This window comes from Cytobacillus sp. SAFR-174 (assembly GCF_051964675.1).
Taxonomy (GTDB): domain Bacteria; phylum Bacillota; class Bacilli; order Bacillales; family Cytobacillaceae; genus Cytobacillus.
The window spans coordinates 153,937-172,408 of sequence record NZ_JBQCMZ010000007.1 but is presented as its reverse complement, the minus strand read 5'-3'; the positions used below and the strand labels follow the sequence as shown (position 1 = coordinate 172,408).

The following is an 18,472-nucleotide window of genomic DNA, read 5'->3' as shown; positions in this document are numbered from 1 at the left end:
AATCCCTCCGTCTGATTTATTGTTTTATAGATTATTTCTTATTTTATTTCTGCCGCGCATTTGCTTTTCGGGGGAAGGAACAGGAGACCTTCCGCCTTCACCTGCGGAATCTCCCGCTTCCCCGATCAATTTGCCTCTACCGCCTGCGCTTTTTCTCTCATATATATGACTCTATTAACAGCATTCAAGTAAGCTTTTGAGGAAGCCTCAAGCACATCCTGGGCTAAACCGCGGCCGCTGGTTTCCATTCCTTCATAGTTCAGCTTTACATAAACCTGAGCTAAAGCGTCTCTTCCGGCCCCAACGGATTGGATACGGTAATCCAGAAGGTTAGCTGTTCCATTCAGGCACTTTTCCAATGTGTTATACAGCGCCTCAATGCTTCCTGCTCCAGTACCGGCTTCCTGGATTACTTCGTTGTTTGATCCTGACAGGGTAACAGTTGCCGTCGGAACAGAGTTGGTTCCATACTGGATTTGGATTCCGATCAAATCATAGAACCGCTGCTCCTTGGAGAGCTTTTCTTCAAGTACGATGGCTGCAAGGTCATCGTCTGTCATCTCTTTCTTGCGGTCGGCCAAATCTTTAAAAACTGTGAACAGCCGGTTCGCTTCTTCATCTGCTACTTCAAGCCCCAGTTCCATAAGCCGGTTTTTAAATGCATGGCGTCCGGAATGTTTTCCAAGCACCATGGAATTGGATTGGAATCCGACCAGGTCAGGGGAAATAATTTCATACGTTGTTTTTTCCTTCAATACCCCATCCTGGTGTATACCTGATTCATGTGCAAAAGCATTCCTGCCAACAATTGCTTTGTTGGCTGGCACCACCATACCTGTCAGCTTGCTGATCAAACTGCTCGTTCTGCTGATTTCCTGAAGATTCAGACGGGTTGAAGCCTGATAATGATCATTCCGGATATATAGGGCTACTGCCAGCTCCTCAAGTGCCGCATTCCCGGCTCTTTCACCAATTCCATTAATCGTGCCCTCAATCTGTGTTGCTCCATTTTCTATAGCTGACAGCGAATTTGCTATTGCCATGCCCAAGTCATCATGGCAATGAGCTGACAAGGATACTTTATCAATGGAAGGAACATGATTTCTTAAATATTGAAAAATTTCGCCGTACTCCTGTGGTGTTGTGTATCCAACTGTATCCGGTATGTTGATGATTCCCGCACCGGCCTGAATGACCTTTTCAATGATCTCTGCAAGAAAAGGCAGTTCTGTCCTCGTAGCATCCTCTGCAGACCATTGGACGATCGGGAATTTGGAAGCAGCATACTTAACAGTTTCAACTGCTGTTTCAACCACTTCTTCTTTCGTCTTCCTTAACTTATACTGCCTGTGGATTGGAGAGGTTGCCAGAAATGTATGTATCCTTGGCTCAGCTCCATCCTTTAAAGCTCCCCATGCAGCATCTATATCAGAGATAACTGCTCTTGCCAATCCTGTGACCGAGCAATTTTTAATCGTCTGGGCAATATTCTGTACGGATGCAAAATCTCCTTTAGACGCTGCAGGGAAGCCTGCCTCAATAATATCAACGTTCAAACGCTCCAGCTGCCTGGCGATTTCTAATTTTTCCGAAAAATTAAGGTTTACACCGGCAGATTGTTCGCCATCTCTTAATGTAGTATCAAATATTTTAATTGTTGCCACTTACGACCACTTCTTTCTTCTTGCTGCTATTTACAAACGGCATCATTTTGCGGAGTTCTCTTCCCACCTGCTCGATCGGATGCTCATTCTCTCTCTGATTTACAGCATTGAATACCGGTCTATTTGCCTGGTTCTCCAAAATCCACCCTTTTGCAAAATTCCCTTCCTGGATATCTTTAAGCACTGCCTTCATTTCTTCTTTCACTCTTGCGTCAACTACCCGCGGACCGCTGACAAAATCTCCCCATTGAGCTGTATCTGAGATGGAATAGCGCATTCCTTCAAGACCGCCCTCATACATAAGGTCAACAATGAGTTTTAGTTCATGTAAACATTCAAAGTATGCCAGTTCCGGCTGATAGCCTGCTTCTGTCAGAGTCTCAAATCCTGCTTTCACCAAAGAAGTCAGCCCTCCGCACAGCACTGCCTGTTCGCCAAACAAATCTGTCTCGGTTTCTTCTTTAAAAGTCGTTTCCAGGGCACCTGCACGAAGAGATCCAATGGCTTTAGCGTAAGAAAGAGCCAGTTCCTTCGCTTCCCCTGTAACGTCCTGATGGACTGCAAACAGGGCTGGAACACCTGCATCCTGTTCATATGTTCTTCTGACTAAATGTCCTGGTCCTTTCGGTGCTACAAGAAGTACATCACACTCTTTTGGAGGCACGATCTGATTAAAATGAATATTAAATCCATGGGCAAACATTAATGCCTGGTTTGATAAATTGGGTTCGATTTCTTCCTTGTATACTTTTGGCTGCAGTTCATCCGGCAAGAGGATCATCACTACATCAGACTGCGCTGCTGCCTCACCGACCGGATATACCTGGAAACCGTCTTCTTCTGCTTTTTCCCATGACTTCCCTTTCCGAAGGCCGATGACAACCTCAACCCCGCTGTCCCTCATATTTAAGGCATGTGCATGTCCCTGGGATCCATATCCGATGACCGCTACCTTCTTTCCGTTTAAATACGCTGCATTTGCATCTCCGTTATAATACATTTTCGCCATGTTTTATCTCCCTCTCCGAATAAGTTTTTAATATTTATAATGTTTTTTTTAAACAATAGAGTATGACTTGGACTGCTGGGACGTACGCTGTGTTCCTCTAGGGAATGCCGTTGTTCCCGTCCTGGCAAGTTCTTTGATTCCATATGGTTTAATGAGTTCAATAAAAGCTTCAACCTTATCAGATTCACCTGTAATCTGAACGGTCATGCTATCCTTGCTGACATCTATAACAGAAGCTCTGAAAGGTTCAATTAAAGAGTAAATCTCATTTCTTGTATACGGGACTGCCTGAACTTTAATAAGGGCAAGCTCTCTGGCGACAATCGACTGATCCGTGATATCCGTTACTTTTATCACATCGATTTGTTTATTCAGCTGTTTCGTAATTTGTTCGCTGGCACCGGAGTCCTCAACATGGACCACACAAGTGATTCGCGACATCCCTTCATGTTCGGACAGGCCGACTGAAATGCTTTCAATATTAAAGTTTCTTTTGGAAAATAGATTAGTAATTCTGTTTAGAACACCCGGCCGATTCATAACAGTCAGGCATATGATACGTTTCATGGTTTTACACCTGCCATTTCATGAAGTCCTTTTCCTGGTGCGATCATCGGATACACGTTTTCATCCGGATCCACCCTGAAATCGATAAGCACTGGTTCTCGGTTATGAAGCACTTCATCCAATACTTCTTCAGCCTCTGCTTCAGATTGAATGACATATCCTTTTATCCCGTAAGCTTCTGCCAATTTTACGAAAGAAGGCTGTACCGGGATTTTGCTGTGAGAAAAACGGGATTCATAAAAGATCTCCTGCCACTGCCGGACCATGCCAAGGGCCATATTATTAAAAATAATAATTTTCACCGGCAGATTCAGTTCCTGAATGATAGCAAGCTCCTGTGTTGACATTTGGAATCCTCCATCTCCGCAAATGGCGAGTACGCATGCTTCCGGGTCAGCCAGCTGAGCTCCGATACTTGCCGGGAAACCAAATCCCATTGTTCCAAGTCCTCCTGATGTCACCCATCTGTCTGCTTTATTAAAGCGATAGTATTGGGCTGCCCACATTTGATGCTGTCCTACATCTGTTACGACGATGGCATTCCCTTCCGTCTTCGAATGAAGCATTTCCATGACTTTCTGGGGTTTCAGCTGTACGGATTCTTTATCATAGTAATATGGATATTCCTCCTGCCACCTCAAGATGGTTTCCATCCATTCTTTATGGGCCGGCGGCTTTCCATCCTGCAGAATCAGCTGCCGAAGAGCTTCTTTTGCATCTGCCACAATTGGAATGGACGTTGGAACATTTTTGCCGATTTCAGCAGGGTCAATATCAATATGGGCGACTGTTGCATGTGGTGCAAAATGCTGTAAATTCCCTGTTAATCTGTCATCAAAACGGGCTCCAATATTTATCAGCAAATCACATTCTGTAAGTCCCATATTGGCTGCATAACAGCCGTGCATACCGGCCATGCCGATGAATAATGGATGATTTGCCGGGAATCCGCCGAGGCCCAGAAGTGTGTGGATAACAGGTATTTGCTGCTGTTCTGCGTAATCTTTTAACTCTTTGGATGCTCTTCCATGGAGCACGCCGGCACCAGCCAGGATGACAGGCTTTTTCGATCTGCTGACTGCTTCAGTTAATTTTCTTATTTGAAGGTAATTTGGTTTTAATGTCGGCTGATACCCCGGCAGATTCACTTCCGTTTCTTTCTCAGGCTGATCTGAAACTCCTGCAGCGATGTCTTTAGGGATATCAATCAGCACTGGTCCTGGCCTGCCGGTTGAAGCTATATAAAAAGCTTCTTTAACGATTCTCGGAATATCTTCAATGCTGCGGACCTGATAATTGTATTTTGTAATTGGAGTGGTTATCCCCAGGATATCTGCCTCCTGAAAGGCGTCTGACCCAATGACTCCCGTTGCTACCTGGCCTGTAAATACAATCAGCGGAAGTGAATCCATCATTGCGTCTGCAAGACCGGTAACAATATTAGTGGCTCCTGGTCCTGAAGTGGCAATTACGACACCAGGCTTTCCAGATATCCGGGCATACCCTTCAGCAGCATGAATTCCTCCCTGTTCATGACGCGGCAGCACATGAAGAATCTTTGAATGATACAGCTTGTCGTAAAGTGGAAGAACAGCTCCTCCAGGATAACCAAAAATCACTTCAACATTTTCTTTCTCCAAGGCTTTTAATAACAGATCAGCGCCGGTGACAGGATATGTCTCCGTTTTTGTTTCTGTTAAGGCAGCTTCCTGCAGCATTTGTTGATAACCTCCTCATGTTTTAAACTCCAATATAAAAAGCCCTTCCACCCCTAAAGAAACCTAACGATTGTAGGTATAAGGGATGAAAAGGCTTTGATCACCTGTTCCACGGTACCACCCTGATTCACGCTTATGATGCGTGCACTCATGAACAGCGATGTGCTGTTCGTTTTGATAACGGGTGAAGAACACCCGGCAGCCCCTAGTCGATCCACTTTCAGGACTGCGCTCAGAGGTGAGTTCATTTTAAGAGGGCATTACCGGGTTTCAGCAGATCCGGCTCTCTGTGAATGCCTGTCATAAAACTACTTATCCTCTTCTACGCTTTTCCTATTCTGAGATTAACCTCAATACAATAACGCTTTAAATCATTGAATTGATAGATTAAAAAAAACCCAAATTTTCATATAACGAGATAGATTTCACTTGGATGAAGTTTATAGTTGTTGGTGTAAATTTCTTATATTGAGGACTATCTTACGCCCATTTTTATCAGCCGTCAACACCCTTTTTATGAATTATTTGATAATTTAGATTAATCTGTTTTTGTGTATCCGCTTACATTGTTGATATATTCACATTTCATAGGACAAAAAAATTTTTATATTTTTTTGATGAGGGAGATAACACTGCTGAAGAGGTGTAAGAGGCAATTTAAAAACAGCTGGCAGGTTCCTGCCATTAAAACTTTATTTATAAAACAAAAAAACCCACCTAAAAGGTGAGTAAAGTTCGGTAAGATATGTAGTGTTTCCAGATGTGTAAATGGCGTCCCAGGAGAGATTCGAACTCCCGACCGACGGCTTAGAAGGCCGTTGCTCTATCCGGCTGAGCTACTGGGACATTTTGAAATTATTTACCTGATTGAGATTTATTAACTCAACGACAAGATTTATTATATTAAACAAATGTTAAGAAGTCAACACTTTGTAAAATATTTTTTTATTATTGAGGGAAGACTGGCTTCCCTCAGTTATTATATTCAAATTAATCGCTTTTTACCAGAGAAAATTCTTGTGTCAGATCAGGAATTTTCCCATTGGAAACATCATACACATCCAGTGTAACATCTTTTCCCCGTTTTTCCAGTATGACATATGTCTTTTCATTTCTTCCTCTTGGAAGCTTTATGCTTCCAGGATTTATAAATAATATCCCCTCAGACATTTCAGCTCCCAGACTATGTGAATGGCCAAAACATACGATATCTGCCTTCAATTCACGTGCCCTGTACGACAAATTCATTAAAGTGGACTTAACGGAATATTTATGGCCATGTGTGACAAAAAAGCGGAATCCTCCAGCCTCTTCTATCCTATCCTCCGGAAATGCTGCGTCAAAATCGCAATTGCCTCTTACAGCAGCGTAGCCTTTTAATGATTCATGATCAGCCTGAAGCTCCGAATCCCCGCAGTGAATCATTATATCCATATCAGGATGTATTTCACGAATTTGGCTGAGTTCAGAGGTTAATCCATGGCTATCGCTGACAATCAGAACTTTCATGAGTTTTCAGCTCCTGCCACGAAAGAAGGAAGCAGCTCCTCAAGCTTTTGGAGAGCATTCGCTCTGTGACTGATCTGGCTTTTTTCCTCAGGCATTAATTCAGCCATTGCTTTGTTTTTTTCTTCTGCAAAGAAAATAGGATCATAGCCAAATCCATAAGTCCCTCTTTTTTCTCTTAAAATATGCCCTTCACAAGTTCCTGCAGCGGTTGCAGTCGTTTTACCGGGAGCAGCGATGGCAAGAGCGCAAAAGAAGCGTGCCTGCCGTTTATGATCCGGAACGCATTCGAGCTCAACGAGAACTTTGTCCATATTTTTCTGATCGTTTTTTTCCTCGCCTGCATAGCGGGCGGAATAGATGCCCGGCTTCCCTCCAAGCGCATCAATGATCAAGCCTGAATCATCTGCAATGACCATTCTTCCAAAAGCTTTAGACACGGCTTCCGCTTTAAGAATGGCATTCTCTTCAAATGTGCTTCCAGTCTCCTCAACATCCTGAAATTCGGGATAATCCAGCAGGGTTTTGACTTCATAGCCAAGAGGCTTGAACATCCTCTCAAACTCTCTCGCTTTGCCTGCATTTTTAGTTGCAATTATGACTTCCTGCATTATTATACCCTCCCCTCAAGCTTTTCTCGTTTGCTTTGAATGCTTCCTGAGATATTCTCTCCTAGTGCTGACTTCTGAAGTTCAAGCAGCTCTGATATCCCTCCCTGTGCAGCACTGAGCATTTCCTGCAGCTGCGCATAAGAAAAAGTCGCTTCTTCTCCAGTTCCCTGAAGTTCTACAAATTCCCCGCTGCCGGTCATGACGACATTCATATCCACTTCAGCAGAGGAATCTTCAATATAATTCAAATCCACAACAGCCTGCTTATCAGTAAGAATCCCCACGCTTGTGGCCGCAAGGAAATCATTAATCGGATAACTTGAAAGCTTCTTGCTGTTGTATAGCTTATCCATTGCCTGTGCCATTGCAATAAAGGCTCCTGTAATGGAAGCTGTCCGTGTCCCACCATCAGCCTGTATCACGTCGCAATCAAGCCATACCGTTCTTTCGCCAAGTGCATCAAGATCCACTACTGCGCGGAGTGCACGGCCGATCAGGCGCTGAATTTCCATTGTTCTCCCAGAAATTTTTCCTTTTGCTGATTCCCTGATATTTCTCTGTTCTGTAGCCCTCGGAAGCATGGAATATTCAGCTGTTATCCAGCCTTTCCCCTGTCCTCTCATAAAAGGCGGGACCCTTTCGTCAATGCTTGCTGTACAAATTACCTTTGTGTCTCCCACCGTAATGAGTACAGAGCCCTCAGGATGCTTTAAATAATCAGTTTCAATATGTATTGGCCTAAGCTGCTTTGGTTCACGTCCATCTGCGCGCATAAGCTGATTTCCCCCTTCATTTGTTTATATTGAACCTGGGTATTTGCCCAGTAATATTGGCATGCCTATTTTACCAACAAATAAGAGGCGGCATTATATGCCAACCTCTTTTTCCCGTTACTATATAGTATAACAAAATCTGCTATATTAAAAACTTCCTGTATTCACATTTTCAGGGCGTGTTACAGGCTCTGATAGTTTTTCCCCATCTTCATTAACAATCTCTGCTTTGCCATCAACAGTAACAGCCACGCTTTCGATACCCTTTTGTTCAGTTAGGGAAAGGACAAGTGCGTTCAGCAAATGCTTGGAGATCATTTTCTCTTCAAAGCTGCTGAAAACATTTTCATTGAAGTTTAATGTGACTTTTCCTTCTTCAATTTTTGGAGATTCAAGCAGCTCTACATCCGGAAGGAAATCTGTCACCAGATTGGATGCATAGTTCGGCCCTTTTATCAGTTCGGATACAACCGCTTCAACTTTATTGTCCATATCATTGCTTACACGCTTGGTAACAGGCACGTAATAATAGTTTTCTTCATCCCCGCCCAGATAATAAACGGTCACCGGCTTCGTATTCGTGATATCTACTACTTCCGTTGTATCCATGTTTATTCCATTGGCTCTCGTTAACGCCGAACTGACCGGTGTGCCATTCACAGGCATCTCTTTTAGTTCATGTCCGTTTAATGTCAGCTTGACTTTATCAATGGAATCAAATTGCGTGAGTGTCCAGGTAACGGATTGGAGAATTCTCTTTTCATCTTCTTTAGCATATTCCTGAAATTCTTTTGAAAAATCGACAGTTGCCACTTTATCTTTAATATTTACAGAAACTTTTGTATCAGCAGGAAGGACTGCTCTGAAATCATTAGGAAGAAGTTCTGTAACAGGACCGTTCTCCACCAGGTACTCTAACGCCTGGGTAGCAACTGAATTTGTTTTTGGAAGATCGATTGTCTGGGGAACAACATACCCATTTTTATCAATCAAGTAAAGCTCTGTTTTAAGATTTGCCGTAACACCCTCTTCATTTTCAGCTGTTTCTTTTCCTGTTGTTTCTTCAGCAACACTTTCGCCTTCATCAGTGTAAGATACTGCTTTTGGCGGATCGACCTTTTCTTTCCCCTGGCTTCCGAACAATCCGCAGCCTGATAATAATACAGATGAAACCAGCACAGCTGACACTATCGACGTTTTTTTATTTATAGACATACATAATCCCCCCTGAGACAGTTTGTACTACATGTATACGAGCCTATTTGTAATTTAGACCGTCTTTTGGGATAAAAGTGTTAATAGATTTTTGACAAATTTGGACAATCTGAAGTATGGCTGCCATACAAACATATAAAAAGAAGCCCCAATAAGGAGCTTCAATTTTGCTTCTGCAGTTCGTCTTTTACCAGGACAGCTTTGATTTTAAAATAATCTATTTCATCCGGAAGTTCTTCTTTAATTGGCTTAAGCTTATCTCTTCCAGCTTTTTCAGCTGCCTGTAAAACAAGCTTTTCTTCCGTTTCATCGAAAATATCTGACCAGTCAATCGCATTGCCTTCTTTGATCGAGCGGAAGATGTGCTCCTGAATCGTTATAGGGGAAAAGTTTCGCTTTTTGGCTATTTCCCTTATGGAATTTCCATTCTTAAAATAATCAAAGGAAATCTGGTAGCTAGGACGGTCATCTTGTACTTCCTCTGACATTGAAGGCGTATCTGCTGCAGGCATAGGGGAAATATTATGTTCTTCGGCAAATTCTTTGATTGCCTCAATAAAGTATTCCCCATACTTATCAAACTTCATTTGCCCTACACCTTTAATATTTAACATCATGTCTTTGCTTACTGGAAAATAGCGGCACATTTCTTTTAATGCGGTATCAGCAAACACAACAAAAGGAGGAACATTTTCTTCATCTGCAATCTTTTTCCTGAGCATCCTCAGGATCTCAAAAAGTTCAATATTTTCATCTGCTTCCTGAACAGGTACAGGCACATTAATTTTCATGGATAGTTTCTTCTGTCCTTTCAAGACAGGAATTGCATTTGCTGACAGCCTAACAGTCGGATATTTTCCATCTGTTAAAATCAGATAATCCTCTGCCAGCAGATAGTTGATCATCTCGGCAATCTCTTTTTCTTTGCGGTTTTTCATCAGTCCAAATGTGGAAAGTTTATTAAAATTAAGCTCACGGATTCTTTTATTACTTGAGCCCTTCAAAACCTGTGCAGTCAAAGTAACGCCAAATCTTTCTTCCATCCGCTTAATGCACGAAAAAATCATTAAAGCTTCCTGAGTAATATCGATGCTTGTCCGTTCATCCAGACAGCTGCTGCATTTGCCGCAGAGGATCGGTTCGGCATTCTCATCAAAATAATCAATGATATAGGATTGAAGGCATTTCTCTGTGTGGCAGTAATTAACCATATCCTTTAGCTTGCTGTATTCCTGCTCCATTTTCCGTGGATCCAGACTGCTCTCCTCAATCAAAAATTTCTGCAGCTGGATATCCTGAGGAGCAAACAGCAAATAACATATGCTATCCTCTCCATCTCTTCCTGCCCTTCCCGCTTCCTGATAATAAGCTTCAATGTTCCGCGGAAGATTATAGTGGATGACATATCTGACATTGGATTTATCAATCCCCATTCCAAAAGCATTTGTTGCGACCATAATATTTGATTCATCGTATACAAAATCATCCTGTGCTTTTTTTCGTTCTTCTTCCTTTAAGCCTGCATGATATTTGGCAACTGAGCAGTTCTTGCCTTTTAAGAATTGGTACAGCTGATCTGTCTCCCTGCGGCTTGAAGTATAAATAATTCCCGCTTCGTTTTTATGTTTATTTATGGTCTGCAATAGAAAATCTCTTTTGTTAACACCTTTCAATACGTGAAAGGAGAGGTTATCCCTTGCAAAACCAGTAATAAACGTATTTTCCTCGCCGATGTTCAGAAGCCTGCGGATGTCCTCCGCGACATCCCGTGTTGCTGTTGCAGTCAAAGCAGCTATTACAGGTTTCTGGTGCAGATTGCTAAGCTCTGAGACAACAGAACGATAACTTGGGCGGAAATCATGCCCCCATTGAGAAATACAATGTGCTTCATCAAAGACGATTGAATTGATTGAAATATCGTTTAACAATTGCAAAAAGGCCATGGACCCAAATCGTTCCGGCGCCACGTACACGAGCTTATATTCTTCCTTGCGTATTCCAGCCACAATGTGCTGATACTCAGCAGAAGACAACGTGCTGTTTATATAAGCAGCCGGGATGCCTGCAGTGCTAAGGGCATCTACTTGATCTTTCATCAGGGAAATTAAAGGAGAAATCACAATGGCCGTTCCGGGGAGTACAAGAGCGGGTATTTGAAAGCAGATTGACTTTCCGCCTCCAGTTGGAAGAATTCCAAGAGTATTGGTTTGTGAGAGGATATTCTGAATAATTTCCTGTTGGCCGGGGCGGAAAGAAGTATATCCAAAATATTTTTTTAAATAGTTTTCGGCTTGTGCCAGCAAATTGATCACCAACTCAATTAAGTATAGTTTTTCTTTCAATTTCATGATACCAGAGCTTTTTAAAAAAGTAATCTAAAAATAACGTGCAAATTTCTTTAAAAAACACCTTCTGAAAAAGTTCAGAAGGTGTCTGCATTTATTAAAGGGAAATTTTTTCTACAGCATCGACAGTAAACCCAAGCCACTTGGAAGCAATTTTAGAAAAAATGGCCGTGGAGCCAGTTGTACAGAATTTATATTCCGGATTTTCATCCACAGCTTTAAGCAGGCCATGGTGATGCAGTATGGTACTGGCTTCCCTTGCTGTTTCCTCACCTGAGCTGATGACCTTTACCTCTTTACCCATTACATTCTTAATAATTGGTTCTAATAAAGGATAATGAGTACATCCAAGAATGAGTGTATCCATTCCTTTTCCTTTTAAGGGCTGAAGCGTCTCAGCCACTATTTTTTTGGCAACTGAACCTTCGTACTCCCCGCTCTCTACAAGAGGAACGAATTTTGGGCATGCCAGACTATGCACGGCAGACCTGCTGTATATCTGAATCAGCGCATTTTCATATGCCTTGCTTTTGACGGTGCCCTCTGTGCCAATGACACCAATTATATGATTTTTCGTCACTTTAATAGCTGTTCTTGCGCCTGGGAAAATGACACCGATAACCGGTATCGGCAGTTCCCTTCGTATTTCCTCCAGAGCGACAGCAGTAGCTGTATTACAGGCTATAACAAGCATTTTAATGTTTTCTTTAAGCAGGAACTCCGTCATTTGCCAGGTAAAGGATTTCACCTCTTCACCAGGCCGCGGGCCGTACGGGCATCGTGCTGTATCTCCGAGGTATACAATATCTTCATTTGGCAGCTGCCGCATGATTTCTTTTGCAACCGTTAAGCCCCCCACTCCGGAGTCAATTATTCCTATAGGTTGTTTCAAAAGTACCGCCTCATTCTCCTCGCATATCATGGTGTAATTTCATTAAGTTATCTTTTAAGAACAAGACCTCATTATGTGAAGAATTTTTAAGGACCTCTTTTAGGTACTCCTGGCGTTTTTTAATAACTTCTTCAATAATCCGCTCTCCTTCATCAAGCAGATGAATCCGGACTACTCTTCGGTCATTTGGGTCTTTCACTCTTTTCACAAGGCTGTTTTTCTCCATTCGGTCAACAAGATCGGTTGTCGTGCTGCATGCAAGATACATTTTATTAGACAGCTCGCCGATGGTCATATCCCCTTCTTCAAACAGCCATTGCAAAGCCACAAACTGAGGAGGGGTAATGGTAAAATCACTTAGAATTTCCCTTCCTTTTTGCTTGATAATGCCGGATATGTATCTTAAGTCTTTTTCAATATCAGCTACAACATCATTTATTTCATTTGTTTTAGGATCTTCCAGCTTCATTCATAAACACTCCCATTTAAGCTTTTACGATGTTTTCTGCCCTTGTGCATTTATTTTCACCTTTTTCCGTACAAATTTCAAGACAGAAATAAATCCAATAATGAAATATTCCTAATATAAATGTGATAACCGGCCTCCCAGAAGGGATAGCCGGTCTAAATTAAAGTTCTAGCTCTCCCATTCGAAGGAGCTCTACAACAGCTTGTGATCGCCCCTTTACACCAAGCTTTTGCATGGCATTCGAGATGTGTTTTGAAATACAAATTATTCAGCATCCAATACAGTGTGAATTTCCACTTTATTATCAGAAAAAATAATCAGCTTATCAATTAATTTTTTTAATGTTAAGTGCAGCTCTTCAAAGTTTTCAAACCTAAGGTTGCTTAGTTCTTCAAGAGCTTCCCGAATTTCCTGGTGGTACTCCTCTTTGTTTTCCTGTTTTTCAATCCTTGTTTCCAGTTCTTTCAAACGCTTTTGGCTCTTTTGAATTTCTTTCTCATACTGCTCTTTTTCGAATTGATATTGCTCTTCATCAATATTCTCGTCTAACATTTTTTGTTTACGAAGTTCGAATAATAATTTACGGTTAATTTCAATGTTTTTTTCGTGATGCAACTTCTCTTTATTTATGTTAAATTCATTCTTCTTTGGTTGCTCTCTAGTCAGATATCCTTCTATTTCTTTCTCAATATCAATACTGTTCTTCAATCGTTGTGAGACTTCTTTTATCACTGCATCTCTAAACCCATAATACGGAACATATTTCTTGTTTTCACAGCCCTTTTCACCCAATCTCCTTCTTCTGGAGCAAACCAAATGCCGATACTCTCTTCCATCACTCATGTTCTTTCCGTTCTTCGACTTCATGCTCACCATGCTGCTTCCACAATGGCCGCAGAATACAAAACCAGCAAATACATTGACTCTCTGTCTAGCTCCTCCTCGCTTCCCGCCTCCTCTTATTAATCGTAACCGCTGTGCTTCCTCAAAAATGTCATCTTCAATTATGGCTTCCCAATTCTTTTCTTCGTTTCGATTCCATTCTTCTTTCTCTCGTTGCACCTGTCTCTTTTTGCGGTCGTTCATATCATTTATGTCGTCATATACCTTTTTCACTTCATATTTGTTGTATACATTTCGCCCTGTATAGGCTTCGTTTTGTAATATTCTTTGAACGGAGCTAACTCCCCATAATCCATTTCTAGGTGAGGGAACTCCTTCTTCGTTTAAATATTGTCTGATGTTTTGTTCACCCATGTTTTCGTGAACATATAAGTGAAATATCCTTTTCACAACCTCGGCAAATTCATTTGGCACAAGTGTTTTCTTATTTTCCAAAACTACTTTATTGTATCCAAACGGTGCAATGGAGCCTGTGTAATTTCCTTTTCTAGCAGATTGACGTTTACCTCTCCTGGAAGCCAAACTGATTTGTTCGGCTTGCTGCTGAGCCATAATCGCAAAAAGTGTAAACTTCAATTCATCTTTATCAACAGCAGAATCATAATTTTCTTCAATGGATATTAAGCGAATTCCCAGGGCGTCCACGAACGTTCTCTTTAATGTGATAGCATCCAACTGATCACGGCTAAAACGAGAGATTGAAGCGAACAGTAAGGTATTGAACATTCCCTTCTTCGCATCTTCCAGCATCTTCTTGATATCTTCTCGTCCGTTTATACTCGTCCCAGATGAACGGTCTTCATACGTATATACAATTTCAAAGCCTTCTTTTAGTGCTTTTTCTTGACACAGCATCCGCTGGTGTTCGGGCGACTCTTTCTGGGAGACCTTTGTTGATGATACCCGCACATAACTCGCCGTTATTTGGTTCTTCATTACGCTTCCTCCTGTGGTAATAAAAAAGCCCTAGCTATCACGCTATGGGCTTGGTTGCTACAATCATTATAACGAATAGAGACTTACTTTGCCACGACTTTCCGAATCGTAGTTTGAATGAGTTCGTGGACTACCTCTTCTTGGGTTCTTTGCGGGTTTACTGGCTTCTTATAAATGAAGGTGAACTGCGTCTTATGATTACCCACACTAATCACTCTCCTACACAGTAAACCTATGCGGGAGAAGACTTGTCCTATGATGTGAAACTCCAGTAAAAAGAAAAAGCCATTGATAATATATATCAACGGCGATTTTCGAATAATTCATTTAGTTCTTTTATTAGTTGATCTTCAGATCTTTTGTACCCATACTTTTCGAACACATCAAACACATACTCGCGGTCGATAAAAGCTCTCTCACCTGAATCAACAAAGCGAATTTTCTGCTTTTGAGTTAATGCACGTTTGTTACGTTTCCGAAAAATAACAATGGACAAGACAATCCCTCCTATAACGGTTATCTTGTCCAAATGTATATTAAATCCTTATGAGTTTTAGAAGTTGGTTTTAGTATATTGGGTCAAAACATTGTTCATTTTTTTGACAAAAGGATCCTTTTGCCTAGAGTAGCCGTGTTTCTTCATTTCTTCTTTAACCAATTGTTGAATTACAGCTTTTGTCTCTGGGTAAGTTTCATCAAGGATATTTCTTTTAGCTGCCACTTTAGGGGCCATTGGTACACCTTTTGCTCTCCTTGTACGTCTAACAGTTAAAGTTTCAGTCATACGAAACACCTCCTACCTATATTTTACCACACAGTATATTTGTAAAACAACTTGTCCATTAATTCGCTTCTTCAAATACGATATTATCGTCCTCTGATTGGTACCAATATAATGTTATAATTTTTTCAGCCACTTTTATAAGCGTTCCAAGGTAATCAGAGTCAGTTTCAGTGAAAATCAAGTCATCAGAATAAAGACAAATTACATAATAAGAATCTGTTTGTGCAAAAGGATTAATTTCCATCGCTAATACACCCTTCCAAACAAACGGTTTCTTTTTATTGATGACTTGAAGACAAGCGTCTCTCATTTCTTTTGGAAGTTCTTCTACGTTTTTTTTGCTGATCGATTTCTCACCTACCTTAATTGTTTCAATATGGTGTTGAATGCGAAAATTACTTTCGCTTGCCTGATAAGATGTTTCTACAAGTTCAAATACACTAGAAACCATCTTATTGGGGTTGATTTCAAAACCCTTAGTTCCATTCTCTTCATATTCCTCTACACAGGACTTTAATGTTTCATCGAAATATTTATCAGAAGTAAGAATTCTAAGAATATTTTCCCTAATAGATGTTAATTCGTTTGTGATTGCGTTTTTCTCAACCACTGCATTTACTTTTTCTCGAAATTCAGCTGATATACCAAATCCTGAGAATTTAGAGAGTCCCTGAGAATTAAATGGTAGGGTCATAACTAGCCAAACCAAGACAATAATCCCTACTAATGAAATAAACAATAAAAGTTGTAAATGAGCAGGGTTTGTTAACAAATAATTCATAAGAGGTTTTTTATCAATGGGTGGAGGTTCAAGCAATGATTTATAGTTGCTAAATACTATAGCCATCGCGACAAGCATAACAACTGTAGGCGGGATATACTTAACAGTCTCTTTATTAAATTTTTGTTTAAACCCTATATGTAAGAGTCCTGAGAGACGGAGAATAATACACAGAAAAAGAGCAGCAAATATTCCCCAAAAAAATGATGGATAATTTGGTATCATGGCAATGGCTTTCCTCCTTTTACTCTTCCAATTTTAAACAAAAGTTAAGTTATACACAATATAAAATACAGAATAGTGATATTTTTTATAGGAAAAATCCCCATTGATAATGGTGTGAAAAAAGGATTATAAGTTAGAAATTTTCCCCTTATAATCGAGTGCTCTCAATGGAGAACCGATTATATCCAAAATATAAGGGTGACAATAATGTTTTAAAAGGGTCTTAGTATTTTAGTAACATTATGGATGGAGTCGGTTTATCCTGTTTCAGCACATCCTGGAAATACAGACTCAAGTGGAGGACATACCTGTCGGACGAATTGCGAGCACTGGGGGGTTAAACTACGGAGAGTATCATTATCATGATTCTATACCTGACACATCTGTAATTGACTATGAGGAAGGATATGATAAGGGATGAGCTAGCTTATAGTTACACTTCTCAATGCGAGAAAGAATATGAATGGTGGTGGGAAGGAGGGCAAACATTTGGAGACGGGTATGAGCAAGAAATCGCCGCTGGACATCAAGAAGGGTTGTTGGCTTGCTTTGAAGATAGCTATTCAGCAGGTACTAAGCAAGGTTACTCAGATTACATAGATGATTATGTGTATGATGAATACCCAACTAACATTTACGATGAAAGTTCCTATGGAAAAGGCTCTGCTGAAGGTTGGGCAGAAGTCAAAGAGTGAAGTTAATACAAAAGAAGTGGAAAGTGATGAAGCTATTACTTACACTTCAACAAATGAATCTTCCTCAGATTACATTGATCATGATTCTAAAAGTGAAATGAGTTCCATTGATAAGGAATCTATCTATGATGATGGATATGATGATGGTTACTAAGCAGCAACGGAAGACTATACATATGATGACTACGATAGCAATTTGAGTAAAAATGAATTAATAGTATATAAAGAGGGATACTTTTCGGGATATATTGAAGGCGGAGGAGGTTCTTTAGGTCAAAGTCTCTATACTATCTAACTCAAAAATACCCTTTTGAAATAATTATTTTTTTATTATTATTTATAATGTTTAGTATGAGCATGTACTACTCCCTTAAAAACCCTAAGCAGACAGCCGAAGATCCAGCAGTTAAAGTGAGTTCACCGAATGAAAAAAAGGCACGTTGGATTATTAGCGGAGTTGTTATAACTTTTTTAGTTAGCACCTTTTTATTAAGTCACACAGGCGGCTCCGATGCGGTTGATTCAGAAGAATATGATAATCCATATGAAGCCACTTCAATTGATCATGTTTGTGGGGACTTTGACACTCAAGAAGACGCTCAATTATCCTACGAGGCTAATGGAGGACCATATGAAAGTCCTCATTATTTAGACCGAGATAACAACGGATTGGCTTGAGATTGGAATCCTTAGGGTGACTCACTAAACATAAAAGACTTTATCGAAATAGTGTTTCAGCATTTCTAGCTTGATTATAAAAACTCTAAAGCAGCGGATGATACATCACTGCCTTAGAGTTTTTTCAGTTATTAAACACCCTTACTTCATCAAAAAGTCATTCATTCAGGTATTTATCATACTATTTCCTCTTCTGTTCCTGGTATCTCATTGCCGTTTTTGTCCAACGTAACTCGTACCTTTTTAGTTTTCTTAAAACCTTGCACTACAGGTACCTCTTTAATTTTTGTTGCTGGAACCTCAAACTCATTTTTATTGCTAAATTTAGTTTTCCACGTTTTTGGATCTATTTCAAATGCGGCTTCCCTTTTGATTTTTACTGGCTTATCTGCTTTAACTAATTCTAAAGTTTTCCTATCGTCCATGTATTTCCATGTCAAAGCCGCTCCTGCTGCTGTCACTGCTGAAACTATAACCCCAACGAGTGCATTTCCGCCAATTTCAAACTCTGATTTGTTATAAATCATTTTCCAGCTCACCTTTCCCCTTTATTATTTGGAATTTTGACTAGACATCATAAAATTATTTCTTGTAAGGGAATTTACGTTCTGCTTGTATGAAAAGTTTCAACTTTTTTATATTCATCTAAATTTTCGAGACGAATTTTAAATTGATCCCCTGAAAATAATCAACGATTGAAT

Annotated in this window: 18 protein-coding genes, 1 tRNA gene, 2 pseudogenes and 1 other annotated feature; of the genes and pseudogenes, 3 read left to right on the top strand and 18 right to left on the bottom strand. The window is 40.5% G+C overall.

Translation table 11 applies throughout. The features are described from left to right. Nucleotides 1–125: 125 nt before the first annotated feature. The 17 genes and pseudogenes from ACTHRG_RS09970 to ACTHRG_RS09890 all read right to left on the bottom strand — a co-directional run bounded on the left by ACTHRG_RS09970 (nucleotide 126) and on the right by ACTHRG_RS09890 (nucleotide 16,398). Nucleotides 126–1,664 carry a 2-isopropylmalate synthase gene (locus ACTHRG_RS09970; RefSeq protein WP_076257317.1) on the bottom strand — a complete coding sequence of 513 codons (1,539 nt, stop codon included), beginning with the start codon at nucleotides 1,662–1,664 and terminating at the stop codon, nucleotides 126–128. Continuing rightward, nucleotides 1,651–2,673 (bottom strand): ketol-acid reductoisomerase, encoded by a 1,023-nt coding sequence (gene ilvC, locus ACTHRG_RS09965; RefSeq protein WP_440231102.1) that lies wholly within the window; start codon nucleotides 2,671–2,673, stop codon nucleotides 1,651–1,653. The genes ACTHRG_RS09970 and ilvC overlap by 14 nt, the downstream gene beginning before the upstream one ends. A gap of 48 nt (nucleotides 2,674–2,721) precedes the next feature. Next, on the bottom strand, nucleotides 2,722–3,240 hold the full coding sequence (ilvN, locus tag ACTHRG_RS09960) for an acetolactate synthase small subunit (protein ID WP_035330237.1): 519 nt from the start codon (nucleotides 3,238–3,240) through the stop codon (nucleotides 2,722–2,724). After that, nucleotides 3,237–4,958, bottom strand: coding sequence for an acetolactate synthase large subunit (gene ilvB / locus ACTHRG_RS09955; RefSeq protein WP_076257315.1), 1,722 nt, complete (start codon nucleotides 4,956–4,958; stop codon nucleotides 3,237–3,239). Before ilvB ends, ilvN begins: the two co-directional genes overlap by 4 nt. A 78-nt stretch (nucleotides 4,959–5,036) precedes the next feature. Beyond that, nucleotides 5,037–5,292 (bottom strand) — a binding site (T-box leader). A gap of 435 nt (nucleotides 5,293–5,727) precedes the next feature. Next, nucleotides 5,728–5,804: transfer RNA gene (locus ACTHRG_RS09950), tRNA-Arg, on the bottom strand. 144 nt (nucleotides 5,805–5,948) lie between these two features. Continuing rightward, entirely contained in the window at nucleotides 5,949–6,467 is a 519-nt protein-coding gene (locus ACTHRG_RS09945; RefSeq protein WP_440231101.1) for a metallophosphoesterase family protein, read from the bottom strand. Beyond that, a complete protein-coding gene (locus ACTHRG_RS09940) occupies nucleotides 6,464–7,075 on the bottom strand; it encodes an XTP/dITP diphosphatase (protein WP_440231100.1) in 612 nt (203 codons plus the stop codon). Before ACTHRG_RS09940 ends, ACTHRG_RS09945 begins: the two co-directional genes overlap by 4 nt. A gap of 2 nt (nucleotides 7,076–7,077) precedes the next feature. Beyond that, nucleotides 7,078–7,848, bottom strand: a complete 771-nt coding sequence (gene rph, locus ACTHRG_RS09935; RefSeq protein ID WP_440231099.1) for a ribonuclease PH — start codon at nucleotides 7,846–7,848, stop codon at nucleotides 7,078–7,080. Between the two features lie 147 nt (nucleotides 7,849–7,995). Then, nucleotides 7,996–9,063 (bottom strand): GerMN domain-containing protein, encoded by a 1,068-nt coding sequence (locus ACTHRG_RS09930; protein ID WP_076257311.1) that lies wholly within the window; start codon nucleotides 9,061–9,063, stop codon nucleotides 7,996–7,998. 161 nt (nucleotides 9,064–9,224) lie between these two features. Beyond that, entirely contained in the window at nucleotides 9,225–11,411 is a 2,187-nt protein-coding gene (gene recQ, locus ACTHRG_RS09925) for a DNA helicase RecQ (protein ID WP_440231097.1), read from the bottom strand. A 94-nt stretch (nucleotides 11,412–11,505) separates the two neighbouring features. After that, the gene (racE, locus tag ACTHRG_RS09920; RefSeq protein ID WP_440231096.1) at nucleotides 11,506–12,300 is read right to left on the bottom strand and encodes a glutamate racemase; all 795 of its coding nucleotides are present in this window, start codon (nucleotides 12,298–12,300) and stop codon (nucleotides 11,506–11,508) included. A 10-nt stretch (nucleotides 12,301–12,310) separates the two neighbouring features. After that, nucleotides 12,311–12,769 (bottom strand): MarR family winged helix-turn-helix transcriptional regulator, encoded by a 459-nt coding sequence (locus ACTHRG_RS09915; RefSeq protein ID WP_076257309.1) that lies wholly within the window; start codon nucleotides 12,767–12,769, stop codon nucleotides 12,311–12,313. Between the two features lie 160 nt (nucleotides 12,770–12,929). Beyond that, nucleotides 12,930–13,028 (bottom strand): annotated as a pseudogene (locus tag ACTHRG_RS09910) (hypothetical protein); the annotation flags it as partial. A 5-nt stretch (nucleotides 13,029–13,033) separates the two neighbouring features. After that, nucleotides 13,034–14,608, bottom strand: a complete 1,575-nt coding sequence (locus tag ACTHRG_RS09905; protein ID WP_076257308.1) for a recombinase family protein — start codon at nucleotides 14,606–14,608, stop codon at nucleotides 13,034–13,036. A 301-nt stretch (nucleotides 14,609–14,909) separates the two neighbouring features. Then, nucleotides 14,910–15,104 carry a hypothetical protein gene (locus ACTHRG_RS09900; protein ID WP_076257307.1) on the bottom strand — a complete coding sequence of 65 codons (195 nt, stop codon included), beginning with the start codon at nucleotides 15,102–15,104 and terminating at the stop codon, nucleotides 14,910–14,912. A 57-nt stretch (nucleotides 15,105–15,161) separates the two neighbouring features. After that, nucleotides 15,162–15,392, bottom strand: a complete 231-nt coding sequence (locus tag ACTHRG_RS09895) for a hypothetical protein (RefSeq protein ID WP_076257306.1) — start codon at nucleotides 15,390–15,392, stop codon at nucleotides 15,162–15,164. A 58-nt stretch (nucleotides 15,393–15,450) separates the two neighbouring features. After that, on the bottom strand, nucleotides 15,451–16,398 hold the full coding sequence (locus ACTHRG_RS09890; protein WP_076257305.1) for a hypothetical protein: 948 nt from the start codon (nucleotides 16,396–16,398) through the stop codon (nucleotides 15,451–15,453). A gap of 246 nt (nucleotides 16,399–16,644) precedes the next feature. Between ACTHRG_RS09890 and ACTHRG_RS09885 the strand changes: the two are divergent. The 3 genes and pseudogenes from ACTHRG_RS09885 to ACTHRG_RS09875 all read left to right on the top strand — a co-directional run. Continuing rightward, nucleotides 16,645–16,765 (top strand): annotated as a pseudogene (locus ACTHRG_RS09885) (YHYH domain-containing protein); the annotation flags it as partial. A 245-nt stretch (nucleotides 16,766–17,010) separates the two neighbouring features. Further along, nucleotides 17,011–17,247, top strand: a complete 237-nt coding sequence (locus ACTHRG_RS09880) for a hypothetical protein (RefSeq protein WP_076257304.1) — start codon at nucleotides 17,011–17,013, stop codon at nucleotides 17,245–17,247. A gap of 197 nt (nucleotides 17,248–17,444) precedes the next feature. Then, nucleotides 17,445–17,771, top strand: a complete 327-nt coding sequence (locus ACTHRG_RS09875; RefSeq protein WP_139325597.1) for a hypothetical protein — start codon at nucleotides 17,445–17,447, stop codon at nucleotides 17,769–17,771. Nucleotides 17,772–17,947: 176 nt separating this feature from the next. Here the strand turns inward: ACTHRG_RS09875 and ACTHRG_RS09870 are convergent, their stop codons facing one another. Continuing rightward, nucleotides 17,948–18,298 carry a hypothetical protein gene (locus tag ACTHRG_RS09870; protein ID WP_076257302.1) on the bottom strand — a complete coding sequence of 117 codons (351 nt, stop codon included), beginning with the start codon at nucleotides 18,296–18,298 and terminating at the stop codon, nucleotides 17,948–17,950. Nucleotides 18,299–18,472 lie beyond the last annotated feature (174 nt).

What these genes read in the sequence shown, in the direction of transcription:
- ilvC (WP_440231102.1), bottom strand. Translation starts at nt 2,673, where the DNA reads ATGGCGAAAATGTATTATAACGGAGATGCAAATGCAGCGTATTTAAAC.
- ilvN (WP_035330237.1), bottom strand. Translation starts at nt 3,240, where the DNA reads ATGAAACGTATCATATGCCTGACTGTTATGAATCGGCCGGGTGTTCTA.
- ilvB (WP_076257315.1), bottom strand. Translation starts at nt 4,958, where the DNA reads ATGCTGCAGGAAGCTGCCTTAACAGAAACAAAAACGGAGACATATCCT.
- ACTHRG_RS09945 (WP_440231101.1), bottom strand. Translation starts at nt 6,467, where the DNA reads ATGAAAGTTCTGATTGTCAGCGATAGCCATGGATTAACCTCTGAACTC.
- ACTHRG_RS09940 (WP_440231100.1), bottom strand. Translation starts at nt 7,075, where the DNA reads ATGCAGGAAGTCATAATTGCAACTAAAAATGCAGGCAAAGCGAGAGAG.
- rph (WP_440231099.1), bottom strand. Translation starts at nt 7,848, where the DNA reads ATGCGCGCAGATGGACGTGAACCAAAGCAGCTTAGGCCAATACATATT.
- ACTHRG_RS09930 (WP_076257311.1), bottom strand. Translation starts at nt 9,063, where the DNA reads ATGTCTATAAATAAAAAAACGTCGATAGTGTCAGCTGTGCTGGTTTCA.
- recQ (WP_440231097.1), bottom strand. Translation starts at nt 11,411, where the DNA reads ATGAAATTGAAAGAAAAACTATACTTAATTGAGTTGGTGATCAATTTG.
- ACTHRG_RS09915 (WP_076257309.1), bottom strand. Translation starts at nt 12,769, where the DNA reads ATGAAGCTGGAAGATCCTAAAACAAATGAAATAAATGATGTTGTAGCT.
- ACTHRG_RS09905 (WP_076257308.1), bottom strand. Translation starts at nt 14,608, where the DNA reads ATGAAGAACCAAATAACGGCGAGTTATGTGCGGGTATCATCAACAAAG.
- ACTHRG_RS09895 (WP_076257306.1), bottom strand. Translation starts at nt 15,392, where the DNA reads ATGACTGAAACTTTAACTGTTAGACGTACAAGGAGAGCAAAAGGTGTA.
- ACTHRG_RS09890 (WP_076257305.1), bottom strand. Translation starts at nt 16,398, where the DNA reads ATGATACCAAATTATCCATCATTTTTTTGGGGAATATTTGCTGCTCTT.
- ACTHRG_RS09880 (WP_076257304.1), top strand. Translation starts at nt 17,011, where the DNA reads ATGATGAATACCCAACTAACATTTACGATGAAAGTTCCTATGGAAAAG.
- ACTHRG_RS09875 (WP_139325597.1), top strand. Translation starts at nt 17,445, where the DNA reads ATGAGCATGTACTACTCCCTTAAAAACCCTAAGCAGACAGCCGAAGAT.
- ACTHRG_RS09870 (WP_076257302.1), bottom strand. Translation starts at nt 18,298, where the DNA reads ATGATTTATAACAAATCAGAGTTTGAAATTGGCGGAAATGCACTCGTT.